Source organism: Bacteroides sp. 11BF, from assembly GCF_019633765.1.
Classification (GTDB): domain Bacteria; phylum Bacteroidota; class Bacteroidia; order Bacteroidales; family Bacteroidaceae; genus Bacteroides; species Bacteroides hominis.
The window spans coordinates 25,590-38,074 of sequence record NZ_JAFKPJ010000001.1 but is presented as its reverse complement, the minus strand read 5'-3'; the positions used below and the strand labels follow the sequence as shown (position 1 = coordinate 38,074).

The following is a 12,485-nucleotide window of genomic DNA, read 5'->3' as shown; positions in this document are numbered from 1 at the left end:
TATTCATTTTAATGGTTATTTCTTTAATAATTCCTGTACTTTCTTCTGGAGTCCGGGTGTCTTTACATTGGGGTTGTTCAACATTGCGATAGCGAAATTATTTGCCATCACCTCTTCCGGATCGATAACATATCCGGTATTCCGCCCAACCTTATCAAAAAAGTCGGCAGCTTTCTGCAACGGATAAATAACCGTCTTGCCATTTTCCCGAACTGGTTTGAATGCTTTATCCAAAGGAATCAAACCTACATTGATATACTGATAGAACTTACCAACGGTATAGGGCCTGTTGGCATATATAATCATGGTACAATTCTGAGGTTTACCATCGATTGTAAAAGTGGCATAGCTGTCCCAACGGCTGACATCGGGATTGGAAATCCGGTATTCCCGAATATCTTCGGGCAATTCAATCTCTTTTGGCAGAATATTAAATTCAATAGCCTCGTACATTTTCTTTTTGAATCCGGGATTGAAACGTGTCAGGATATGAAAAATTTCATGCACCAACAGACGAGTATGCGACTGCTCGTTTCCCCGCTGAAAAGTAACGTCGGTCAGTGCTATCCAGTTACTGCGAGTATACCCTCCGGCTCCTCCTTCATCTTTCATTGTTGTTTTTACCAATATTATTTCTTTCGGGAAAGGAATCCGGTAACCATACTTACGAATCGTGTCATTCAAGCTTTTTCTGATCCGTTCAATCTGTTGCGCCTCCCGGGGAGTCCATTCACGAACTTCACCAATAGCCAGACTGACGAGATCTTCTCTTTTTCCTTCGGGATTCTCAAGACGGGCTGCAATATCAAACGGAGTCCAGTTACGCGTATAATGATCCTCAACCGCTATCAGGCGTTTAGCTTCTTCGGCAGAGGCCAACCTAAAATCGATTGTATCTACATGAGTCGTCACCTCCTGTAATACGGTATTCCCGGGAGACATGGCCCCAACCTTCTCCACAAGTGGGCTTATAACAAACAGCAATAAGCCACCAATCAACATCACCCCTTGCTTAATCATAATCTTATTTTTTTAGTTGATGATAATAGTCTTTCAAAATACGTGCATCTTTATTCTTGTTTGTGAAAACTTCCATTAACACAGGCTGAGTCAATAACTCGGCTTGGGTGAAAACCTTCATTGCTTCGTCCAGCTGATTTTCATCCTGCACTTCCTGGTAAAGAAAGCCACGTTCTTCAGCCCACCCTTTAGCAGACGTCTTGTGTACGGCAGTCACAAAACGATGCGAAGTGCCGGACATTTCCAAACCAGGCAGAGTATGGAAGATTTCCCCTCCCCCATTATTTAAGAGAAGTATGCGGAGATTACTTCCGAAATGATTATTCCACAACGCATTCATATCGTAGAAAAAACTCAGGTCTCCAATGACCACAAAATTCAACTTTCCGGAGGCAGCGGCATAACCGACTGCTGTCGATAAGGAACCTTCGATACCACTTGTTCCACGGTTACAGCAAACCTCTATTGTATCGGGTAAAGGGTATAGTTGAGCATAGCGTACAACCGAACTATTGGCCAGGTGTAAAGCACATGAAGCAGGCAAAGCCTTTATCAACGCTCCTATGGCAGACATCTCCGAATAGGGCAACTCTGGTTGGGGAAGTTCTTTGCAAAAATTTTCCCATTGCCGAGGATACTCTGGTGTACGGTTGTCCAGCAAGAAAGCTATTTTCTCAAGGAACTCAAACGGGTCCATTTCAATGACCGTCGTGAGTGAACCTTGGAACAGATCAATCACTTCACCATCCGTCGACACATGCCAATGCTCCTTGGGCGGATGCTGACGAAGGAATTTTTTCATCCGCTTGGAGACGATATGTCCTCCATAAGTGATTACCAGTTCGGGCATCATCTTTTCCTGCATTTCCGGAGACATGGCATATAAAGCAGCATCAAAATTCCGGATCGGAATACCGGGAACAGTCTGGTTACCCAAATGTTCGGTAAACCAAGCAAACTGCTTATACAGCATCTTTGAATATTTCTTCTCAAACAGGTAAATCAGATTCATCTGTCCGACAATTATCATGCGCCGGTTGTATTTATTAAGCCGATCAATCAGACCGTCGTAATCGCGATCATAAACATTCAGTCCCTGATAACGTGTTATAACACGCTCTTCGGGAAGAACATCTGCCGTAAACTGGAACAAAGGCTCCGAAACCGGTACATTAATATGCACAGGTCCTTTGCCATGGTGATTCAGTTCAAGTAATGCTTCGTTCAACAAACGGTTACAATACCATTTGTCTTCGTCGGTGTGTATCTCAGGCAAGTTCGCAGACATCTTCACCAACGACTGAAAGACACCCGGTTGCGGTAAAGTCTGCCCATCCATCTGGTTAATCCAGGCTACGGGACGATCGGCAGAAATAACTACTAAAGGAACTTTCTGATAATAGGCTTCCGCCACGGCAGGATGCAAATTCAGCAGAGCCGTACCGGATGTGCAACAGACTGCCGCAGGTTTTCCGCCATGTAAGGCAAGCCCGATAGCAAAAAAACCGGCACTCCGCTCGTCTGTTACCGAATAACAGGTGAAATCAGGATGACCGGCAAGTGTGTGTACAATCGGAGCATTCCGGCTTCCGGGGCATAAGACCACTTTCGTCACTCCGTGTGCCCGAAGCAACGCTACCAACTGCAATATGTTTTCCTTATCTGAATACATCGCTCTATTAAGTTATTTATAAAGAGTTCAAGTTCTTCATCGTCTGCATCTTCTTTTCAGTCTCTTGAAATTCATCATCCAATTCGGAAGATGCCAGTAACCCACCTCCGGCATAAAGTGTCAGAGTATCCTCTTTCACATTCATACAGCGTAGGTTGACATACAGGTCCGTCTTCCCCTCCGGTTTGAGCCACCCAATAAATCCGGAATAATAACTGCGGTCATAACCTTCATTATCGAGAATAAACCGATAGGCTTCCTCCTTGGGTAATCCGCACACAGCCGGAGTAGGATGCAATAGCTTCAACAAATCCCCCAATTTACGACTATCGTTCAGTGAGAAACGGAAAGCAGTTTTCAGATGCGATAAAGCTCCGGCAAAAGCCGGATAAGGTCCCTTCTCCACCGGAGAAATACCTAACGATCGGAGTTGATTACGGATATATGCGGCTACATATTCCTGTTCTTCCCGGTTCTTCTCATCCCAATGCTGAGGAAGTTCACCATTTTGTAAAGACTGGGTTCCGGCCAATGCCACAGTATTCCACTCTCCCTTCTCACCCGATAAAATGATTTCCGGTGTACTGCCCATCCACACTCCCGTTTGCGGAGTATAGCAAAGATAGACATAGGAGTAAATATAACGCCTGCAAGCTTTATAGAAAGCACTTGCAGGAGAGAACCCCGGTTCTTTCTTTACCGTCACTTTGCGGGACAGCACCAGCTTATCGAAAATATGTGCCCGTAAAGCTCGGATAAAAATATCAAAACAGGCTGCATAAGCTTCTTTTGCTCTCACAGGCCGTTCGTTTTGTGCAGACCGGTTGCACACCTCTGTGCAGACAGGCTGCACACTCCTGCGCGGGCTGCCTGCACAGGAAGGAATTTCTTGACAGTCCGGTTGAATCAATATGATAGGACATTGCGGAGTAACCCGAAAAGGAGCGATAACAAAACCTGTCTGTCCGTTTAGTTCTTCCATTTCCCGAACCAAACGTACTTCTCCGTAAGTCTGCATCAGAAAGTGAGGTTCTTCTTCCCCCGGATTACGATACATCGCAAAACTTCTTCCCTGCCGGATCAACTCATCTATAATCTCACAATTATTTGTTTCTTCTGACGTCATCTCTTCTTTAATATACTATTCACCACCCGAATAGAAGACACCAACTTGTCGGTCGACGTAAATACGTCCACATTCCAGACATGAGATGAACGACCTTTATGGATGATGGTGCCGACAGCCCGCACCGTGTCTCCTTCGTGGGCAGATGACATGTGATTACCGCTGACTTGCATACCAACGACAATCTCGTCAGGCTGGCAAAGAATCATCGACCCCAATCCGGCTACAGTTTCGGCCAATGCCAAAGTAGCCCCTCCATGCAGAATGCCAAAAGGCTGTCGGGTTCGTTCGTCTACCGGCATGGTAGCCTCAACCCGGTCCTCGGACGCATAAGTATATTGAATACCCAGATTCCCCATCAATGCGTGACGGGCACGCTCGTTTAACTGATCAAGTGGAATCTCGGCAGGACGGATCTCTGCAAGAATCGCCTTTTCTACGGCAAGGGCAACTCCGTCTTCTTCGTTCGATGCAGTCACCACATCGGCACAAACTTTCACAGAGTCCTGGGCATTCCCCATGGCAATACCCAATCCGGCAAACTGTATCATCGAAACATCGCAGACACCGTCGCCTATCACAATCGTTTCTTCGGGTGTAATATCAAGGTGGGACAACAGTGCTCCCAAAGAGGTAGACTTATCGATACCGCAAGGCAACACTTCAAGAAAATAAGGTTCCGAACGGAATACATCGAGTGCACCGTTCAAACGTTTCTTCCAATGTTCTTCCAAAGCTACCAATGCTTCTTCATCATCACTGACCAACATACATTTGGAAGGAGCAAAATCTACAGCTGCCGAAAATTCGGGTTCCTCAATCAGCTCCATCCCATTGAGACGTGCTTCCCAAAGAATATGTTCATTATTAGCATAATCGGCAATCATCCGATCTTCGGTGTATGTAAAGATAGAAAATCCGTTTTTACGTGCCTTTTTCTCCAAATAGGGCAACATTTCCGGATTAATACGCCGCTCAAGCAATACTTCTCCATTTTTTGCATTAATAACCTGCGCACCGTTATAAGACACGATATATCCGCCATAGTTACCCAATTCCAGTTTTTTAGCCAATGGCAAAATCCCATAGGTAGGCCTGCCCGATGCTAAAACAAGATGTACACCCATCTGCTGCACTTTCAATAAGGTAGCGAGGGTACGTGGAGTAATCTCCTTTTCATCATTAAGCAATGTCCCGTCTACATCAAGGACTAACAATTTATACTTCATGACTTCGAGTTTTTGTTTAGATTACAAAGGTAAAATTTTTAAGGCAACATCGCCCCTTATTTAGGGAAAATTATACCATAAGAATGCGTTAACAAGGTGTTTTTATATTGTCAGAAAGAGAACAAACGGTGGACAAGTTGCACTGTTCTGCAACCCGCCCACCGTCTTAATCCAATTTATTTCGTAAAGCGAATCAGAACTCGCTCGTAAAGTGGAACCTAATATTTTTGAAATCCATCTGTGCCATCTGAAGCACATAATTCGAATCGGCCAGAAAGACATCACGCCCTTCGCGGTCTTTGGCCATATACTGATATTTACGCTTTTTGAATGCTTCCAGTTCTTCCAGATCATCACTCTCAATCCAGCATGCTTTGTACAGACTTAATGGCTCCCAGCGACAAGAAGCATTGTATTCGTTCAACAAACGATACTGAATGACCTCAAACTGCAATTGCCCCACTGTACCGATAATCTTGCGGCCATTGAACTGGTTGACAAACAACTGGGCCACACCTTCGTCCATCAACTGGTCGATGCCCTTGGCAAGCTGTTTCTGCTTCATCGGATCGGCATTCTCAATATACTTGAACATCTCCGGTGAAAAACTCGGTAAACCACGGAAATGAAGCTGTTCGCCTTCGGTAAGCGTATCGCCAATCTTAAACGTTCCGTTATCCGGTAAACCGATAATATCTCCCGCCCAAGCCTCATCGATAGTTGTCTTACGCTGTGCCATAAATTGGGTGGGCGAAGAGAAACGCATCGTCTTGCCATGGCGCACATGCAAATAAGGCGCATTTCTTACAAATTTGCCAGAACAAATCTTGCAGAATGCCACACATGAACGATGATTAGGATCGATGTTGGCTGTTATCTTGAAAATAAAACCGGTAAATTTAGGTTCTTCGGGAATCACCTCACGTTCCTCAGCATGTACCGGACGGGGAGCGGGAGCAATCTCAACAAAGCAATTGAGCAATTCCTGCACACCAAAGTTATTCAAAGCCGAACCGAAAAATACAGGAGCACACTCTCCCTGCAAATAAGTTTCTACATCAAATTCAGGATACACACCTTCAATCAACTCCAGATCACCACGTAATTTATCAGCCAGCGTATCACCAATCTGCTTGTTCAATTCCTCGGAATGAATATCCACTTCCACTTTTTCCGTTACCACCTGTTTAGAGGGTTGATAAAGATCGAGTTTCTGTTCGTAAATATTATAAACTCCTTTGAAACGGGCACCCTGTTCGATAGGCCACGACAATGGGCGCACCTGAATCATCAGTTCTTCTTCCAGTTCATCCAGCAGGTCAAACGGATCTTTCCCTTCACGGTCCATCTTATTGACAAAGATAATCACCGGTGTATTCCGCATCCGGCAAACCTCCATCAACTTACGAGTCTGGGTTTCCACACCCTTCGCGCCATCTACCACGATGATAACGCTATCCACTGCCGTCAGAGTGCGGTATGTGTCTTCGGCAAAATCCTGGTGTCCCGGAGTGTCCAGAATATTAATCTTATAGTCCCGGTAATCGAATTCCATCACCGAAGTAGTGACTGAGATACCACGTTGTTTTTCGATCTCCATCCAGTCGGAAGTCGCCGTCTTTTTAATCTTGTTACTTTTTACTGCTCCTGCCACCTGTATCTGTCCGCCAAACAACAACAATTTCTCAGTCAGTGAAGTCTTACCGGCATCCGGGTGTGCAATAATGGCGAAAGTGCGCCTTCTTAATATTTCTGTATTATCTGCCATATTTCAAGAATTGAGGATGAAGAATCACAGATTCTCCACTCTTAATTGATTAATGCAACGTTTCAGGCTTTCTTCCCAATGCGGGATTTCAATGCCAAATGTCTCTTTTATTTTCGTCTTATCGAGTACGGAATAATGCGGACGAGGTGCCTTTGCCGGATAATCAGCAGTATGCAATGGTTTCACCTTACATGAAGTGATTCCCGCTAAACGATGAATGGCTATTGTAAAGTCGTACCAAGAACAAACTCCCTCATCGCTAAAGTGATAGATACCACGGACAATACCTTTATTAAGGGCTGCAAAAATAGCCAGAGCCAAGTCATTGGCATAAGTCGGCGTACCGATCTGATCAAATATAACCCCCAAAGACTCACGCTCACGTCCTAAACGAATCATCGTTTTCACAAAATTGTTGCCATAGATAGAATACAACCATGCCGTACGGATTACCATAGCTTTTTCACAATGGTTCATCACGTTCTGCTCACCGGTCAATTTGGTAGAGCCATAAACTGAGGTCGGACAAGTGGGTTGATCTTCTGTGTAAGGGATATGGGCTGTGCCATCAAACACGTAGTCGGTAGAAACCTGAATCATCGCAGCTCCGTTGGCTTGTGCCGCCCGAGCTAAATATCCTGGTGCGACATTGTTCAGTTTGTCGCAAAATTCAGCATCATCTTCCGCCTTATCCACCGCTGTATAAGCCGCACAATTCACAATGACATCAATTTTGTGTTCACTCACATAGGCATAAACAGCTTGTTCATCACAAATATCCAACTCCTGCACATCCGTAAAAAAGTACGTATGCTGCAGGTTTTCTTTGGCAAGCACCTGCATTTCATTGCCAAGTTGCCCGTTGGCTCCGGTGACTAATATATTCATTTCTATCTTTTTTTGAGTTTAATTCACCACGGAGGACACAGAGAACACAGAGAATATCTTTTTCTTAAACATCTTAATAAACAAGAGATTAAAACTCTGTGTCCTCCGTGTACTCTGTGGTGAATCGTATTCATTTCTATTCCAATTTTAACTCTCCTTTTTTGTCCTTGTCGTAATAGTTAGCCAGCATAGACAGGAAACTGCTGATAGCCTCCATCGCCTTTGTAGTCTCCGGGCTGATAGGCTTCTTCTGCAAACGCAATAACATCATCCCATACAAAGCCTCGAAACAGGTTTCAAGTTCCGGTTCTTCCTTTTGACCGTTTTTATTTCGTAACTCTACAATGAAAGGCAGTGCTTTGAAGTAAGACGAACTATAGAAAGGAAACTTAGACGATGCCAGCAAAGCTGCATGCAGTTCGGTCAAGTTAATGATTACATTTCGGTTTATCTGGAGATGTCCTTCCTCACGGACTCCCTCTTCCCGCATCATTGAAGCCAGATTAGAATACCATTCCGTCAACTCACGGCGTTCTTCATCGCCAATCTTGTAACGGGATATAATGTTCTCCTTAATCCGGTCGATATCACAATCATTGGCACGGATCAGATCTTCTACCTGCCACATATATATAAGGTACTCGGCAATATTCTTTTCTTTCAGTTGTTGCGCTATTTTCATCTTCTTTCTTTTCTCCTACATTAATAGATAGATTCCCCCAACAGAGTGAATATCAATCCAAACACAGACACAGCCATCACAATACTTCCGATCACCCGGTTCAGAATCCAGATGCCACGCAAATTGAATCGTGTCCGCACTTTATTGACAAAGAAAGTAATTCCGAACCACCATGCCAATGCTCCGAGAGCTATGGCCAGATAACCGGTTATCTCTTCAAAAACCAACACACCGGGTTGCACAAATGCAAAACGGGCAAACAAACCGATGAAAAGGAAAATTATAAGAGGGTTTGAAAGTGTAACCGCAAAAGCGGTGATGAAATTGTGGAAATAAGAACCTTTATTGGCTGATACCGGACGGATGGATTGTACCGGGTTGCTACGGAATGTATATATACCAAAAACCAATAGCATAATGCTTCCGAGAAGCTGTAGATAAAAAATATTCTTATTGATATAATCGAACACGAAACTCATGCCATATCCCGTTAGAAGGGCGTAAGCAATATCACTCAACGAAGCACCCAGACCGGTAACGAATCCGTACCAGCGTCCTTTATTCAAAGTACGCTGAATACAAAGGACACCTACAGGCCCCAGCGGTGCAGAAACCACAATGCCAATCACGAATCCTTTAACAAGTATATCAAGTATAGTCTCTATCTGAATCATTTCGCAAATATCGCATTTTTTTATGATATGCCAGTATCCTGTTAACGTTTTCTATCACAATTTTGCCCTATTAACCGGTATACATCTTCATTCTCACCTACCACCCATACCACATCTCCTTCTTCAAAAGGAATATTTACGTCAGGAGTCATCAAAGCCTCTCCTCCCCGCTCTACACCGGCTATCAGGCAATGGTACTTATCCCGGATACCTGATTCACGCAACGTTTTGCCCAGAAAAGCAGAATCAGTATCAATCAACAATTGTTTCAATGTCATTTCACTTTTCTCAAACACATCCCAATCAATGACAGAAACATGAGACATTTCCTCTGCAAATGTATTTAACTGATCATCAGTACCAATAACCTGTATCTTATCCATCGGGAATAAACGGACAGAACCTCCCGGAATGTTAATCCGACGCTTTCCCCGTAGAATAGAAACAACATGCACTCCATACTTTTTGCCCAAATTCAGCTCAAGCAATGTTTTTCCGGCCCAAGCCGATTCTCCGGGAATTTCAAAATCGGTCAGGTGTAAATCTCTCGACAACAAACGCCCGGCATAAGCCGGCTTTTTCTCCCCCAAGTATTCGGCACGCATATCACGGGAACGGAGATTTTGAAAAAATTTACGTTCTATCAAAATAGATTGTTTCTTCAGCTGCCGTGAAAGAACCATCAGGATTACCAGCAACAAGGCAACTCCGAACATCAATCCGACAGACGCTTTAAAGAGACGGGTAATCACGAACATGACAAACAGAACGGAAACAGCAACACGAAACACAATCGTAGAAACCAAAGGTCCCCGGTTGACACGGTTGTCATTCCACAAAGTCATGAATTCTGCCGAATGGTTTTTCTTCACCATAATGGCCCGCAGGAAAGGAGATATACACAAAATAGTAAAAACAGCTCCCGCCAGTGGTCCCCAGATACCCGGAAGATGTTCACGAAACAAGGGCACCACAAAACGAAATGAAAGGGTAATCACAGAAATACTGACAATGGAGTAAACCACCAGAATCCGTGCCAAGGCAAACAGTAATTTCCGCCAAAGGCTTTCATGATTGACGGTCCGGGAACCGTTAGTATACCGCATCAGGAAACGTCGCCACGACTCAGGCAACTTACGGTCTACAAAATTTGAAGCCGGCTCGGCAACACGGATCATATAAGGAGTCAGGAATGTAGTGATAACAGAAACAGCAACTACGATCGGATATAAAAAATCACTTGTCACATGCAAGGACAAACCGAGAGAAGCGATAATAAAAGCAAACTCCCCTATCTGTGTCAAGCTAAAACCACACTGCATGGCTGTCTTTAAAGGTTGTCCCGCCAGCATAACGCCCATTGTGCCGAAAAAGGCCTGACCCAAGATTACTGCCAATGTAATAGCTATAATTGGAACTGCATATTCAACAATCATTGCAGGATCTACCATCATTCCCACTGATACGAAGAAGATAGCTCCAAACAAATCCTTCACAGGTTTCACCAATCGGTCAATAGATTCGGCCTCAATTGTTTCGGCAAGAATAGACCCCATAATAAAGGCACCGAATGCAGCAGAAAAGCCCGTATTGGCAGCGATAGCCACCATACCAAAACAGAGAGCCAGAGAAACAATCAGCAATGTTTCTTCACTCATCAATTTCCGACAACGTTTCAGAAATTCGGGTATGGCATAAATACCTACCACAAACCAAAGAATAAGGAAAAAAAGTAGTTTACCGATACTGCTCAACATCTCTGTTCCCTCAAAATTATTGCTGACAGCCATCGTTGAAAGCATCACCATCAACACAATGGCAAGTATATCTTCAAGAATCAGAATACTGAGCACCAAACCGGTAAATTGTTTCTTCCGCAACCCCAAATCATCAAACGCTTTGTAGATGATGGTAGTAGAAGACATAGCAATCATCCCGCCCAGAAACAGACTGTCCATACGCTGCCAACCAAAGCCCATCCCGACAGCAACCCCCAACAGAATCATACAGAAGATAATGGTACAGGCAGCAATGACAGCCGTACCTCCAACCTTCACTATCTTTTTAAAACTGAATTCCAGCCCAAGGGCAAAAAGCAAAAAGATGACTCCAATATCCGCCCAGGTTTTAATATTGGCTGTATCCATCACCGAAGGCGTATAAGGCATGTGTGGACTGGCAAGAAAACCGGCAACGACATAACCCAGCACAAGTGGTTGCTTCAGTTTCTTGAATAACAAAGTCATAACACCGGCACAAATCAAAATCAGAGCGAGGTCGGCTATTAACGTTGGAAGTTGTGACATTCGAATCGGATTTAAATCGAATGCAAAATTAATGTTTTCTACTAATTAAAAACAGAAAAACAATAAAATCACGTATTATAACCTGCTCATCTCACCTTCTATCTGCCGGGCTTTCGAACTTGCGAGCGAATGTCCCAATTGTGCAGCATGCTCAAAGCACTCTTTTGCTTTGTTACTTATAATATGATAGATCTTCACACATTATCCGCCCAAAGGATAGGAGGTAAAAGCACATTTTCCGTAAAAGTTCTCCGAGGGAGTCCCTATGTATTCCAGGCAATGCAGAAATAACAGACACGGCAGAATTTATCCGATATTTTTAGACGAAGGTAAAGCATTCAACTCTTGAACGAGAACTTTTGATTCAGATATTGAATCCGCAAGATCATCAAAACATTCATCAACATAAAGGGTGTGCCGAAACTCACCACAGAGGACACAGAGCAAACTATAAGTCATTGATTATAAAAATCATTAGTCTGTGATAAACCTGTGGTAAAAAGAGTTTTAACTCATTCAACCTCATGCTATCTGCCGCAAAAAGAACCGGAACAATTCCAGCAGGATAATCAAAATTCAAGAATTCCTCTTTTACTTTATTACTCAATAAATTACCGGTATCAAATACCTTAGGAGAATATAAACATTGCTCAGTATCATCTGAGCAAGCCGAGAGCAAAAAAAATGCAGAAAGAAATGATAATAACAGATATATTTTTTTCATATATAGAACTTTTATATTAACGTCAATTCCAGTTATTATTCAGTGAACAAAACATCCAATGCAACTTATTCTGTATAAATCTCGTTTTTCAACTGATATTTGAACAATAATAATGTAAAGCTTGACTTACTGTAATATCCTCGCATCTCCCCCCCAATATTCTTGTACCTATAATAAAGTAATTTGTTATGTAAGTGTAATACCCCTATAAAATTTTATTATCAAATATATCTTTTCTTTCTCTTATTGAATTCTTATTTAACGGATCCAATAGCGTTAGCCGTACAGTTAACATTATTTCAATAAGAGCAATTCTTCATTTAGTATCTTTTAGTGTAACAGCAAATATAGCGCATAGATTTATCATTTCAAATACTTAACAGAAAAAAAATATTT

9 protein-coding genes and 1 pseudogene are annotated in these 12,485 nt (G+C 43.2%); all 10 read right to left on the bottom strand.

The features are described 5' to 3' along the window. Window positions 1-15 precede the first annotated feature (15 nt). Window positions 16-1,020, bottom strand: coding sequence for a hypothetical protein (locus JZY04_RS00130; protein WP_122143018.1), 1,005 nt, complete (start codon window positions 1,018-1,020; stop codon window positions 16-18). Window positions 1,021-1,024: 4 nt separating this feature from the next. Continuing rightward, window positions 1,025-2,692, bottom strand: coding sequence for a 2-succinyl-5-enolpyruvyl-6-hydroxy-3-cyclohexene-1-carboxylic-acid synthase (gene menD / locus JZY04_RS00125; protein WP_122143017.1), 1,668 nt, complete (start codon window positions 2,690-2,692; stop codon window positions 1,025-1,027). Window positions 2,693-2,708: 16 nt separating this feature from the next. Continuing rightward, the gene (locus JZY04_RS00120) at window positions 2,709-3,818 is read right to left on the bottom strand and encodes an isochorismate synthase (protein WP_122143016.1); all 1,110 of its coding nucleotides are present in this window, start codon (window positions 3,816-3,818) and stop codon (window positions 2,709-2,711) included. Further along, window positions 3,815-5,047 carry a Cof-type HAD-IIB family hydrolase gene (locus JZY04_RS00115; protein WP_005776021.1) on the bottom strand — a complete coding sequence of 411 codons (1,233 nt, stop codon included), beginning with the start codon at window positions 5,045-5,047 and terminating at the stop codon, window positions 3,815-3,817. Before JZY04_RS00115 ends, JZY04_RS00120 begins: the two co-directional genes overlap by 4 nt. A 193-nt stretch (window positions 5,048-5,240) precedes the next feature. Then, entirely contained in the window at window positions 5,241-6,815 is a 1,575-nt protein-coding gene (locus JZY04_RS00110; RefSeq protein WP_005809698.1) for a peptide chain release factor 3, read from the bottom strand. Between the two features lie 24 nt (window positions 6,816-6,839). Further along, entirely contained in the window at window positions 6,840-7,703 is an 864-nt protein-coding gene (gene rfbD, locus JZY04_RS00105; RefSeq protein ID WP_022011862.1) for a dTDP-4-dehydrorhamnose reductase, read from the bottom strand. A 136-nt stretch (window positions 7,704-7,839) separates the two neighbouring features. After that, on the bottom strand, window positions 7,840-8,385 hold the full coding sequence (locus tag JZY04_RS00100) for a DUF4924 family protein (protein WP_122130548.1): 546 nt from the start codon (window positions 8,383-8,385) through the stop codon (window positions 7,840-7,842). 20 nt (window positions 8,386-8,405) lie between these two features. Then, window positions 8,406-9,059: a LysE family translocator gene (locus tag JZY04_RS00095; RefSeq protein WP_005776017.1), complete on the bottom strand. Its 654-nt coding sequence runs from the start codon at window positions 9,057-9,059 to the stop codon at window positions 8,406-8,408. Between the two features lie 41 nt (window positions 9,060-9,100). Beyond that, window positions 9,101-11,365 (bottom strand): cation:proton antiporter, encoded by a 2,265-nt coding sequence (locus JZY04_RS00090; RefSeq protein WP_005809701.1) that lies wholly within the window; start codon window positions 11,363-11,365, stop codon window positions 9,101-9,103. 525 nt (window positions 11,366-11,890) lie between these two features. Further along, window positions 11,891-12,089 (bottom strand): annotated as a pseudogene (locus JZY04_RS00085) (hypothetical protein); the annotation flags it as partial. Between the last annotated feature and the right edge of the window lie 396 nt (window positions 12,090-12,485).

What these genes read in the sequence shown, in the direction of transcription:
- JZY04_RS00130 (WP_122143018.1), bottom strand. Translation starts at nt 1,020, where the DNA reads ATGATTAAGCAAGGGGTGATGTTGATTGGTGGCTTATTGCTGTTTGTT.
- menD (WP_122143017.1), bottom strand. Translation starts at nt 2,692, where the DNA reads ATGTATTCAGATAAGGAAAACATATTGCAGTTGGTAGCGTTGCTTCGG.
- JZY04_RS00120 (WP_122143016.1), bottom strand. Translation starts at nt 3,818, where the DNA reads ATGACGTCAGAAGAAACAAATAATTGTGAGATTATAGATGAGTTGATC.
- JZY04_RS00115 (WP_005776021.1), bottom strand. Translation starts at nt 5,047, where the DNA reads ATGAAGTATAAATTGTTAGTCCTTGATGTAGACGGGACATTGCTTAAT.
- JZY04_RS00110 (WP_005809698.1), bottom strand. Translation starts at nt 6,815, where the DNA reads ATGGCAGATAATACAGAAATATTAAGAAGGCGCACTTTCGCCATTATT.
- rfbD (WP_022011862.1), bottom strand. Translation starts at nt 7,703, where the DNA reads ATGAATATATTAGTCACCGGAGCCAACGGGCAACTTGGCAATGAAATG.
- JZY04_RS00100 (WP_122130548.1), bottom strand. Translation starts at nt 8,385, where the DNA reads ATGAAAATAGCGCAACAACTGAAAGAAAAGAATATTGCCGAGTACCTT.
- JZY04_RS00095 (WP_005776017.1), bottom strand. Translation starts at nt 9,059, where the DNA reads ATGATTCAGATAGAGACTATACTTGATATACTTGTTAAAGGATTCGTG.
- JZY04_RS00090 (WP_005809701.1), bottom strand. Translation starts at nt 11,365, where the DNA reads ATGTCACAACTTCCAACGTTAATAGCCGACCTCGCTCTGATTTTGATT.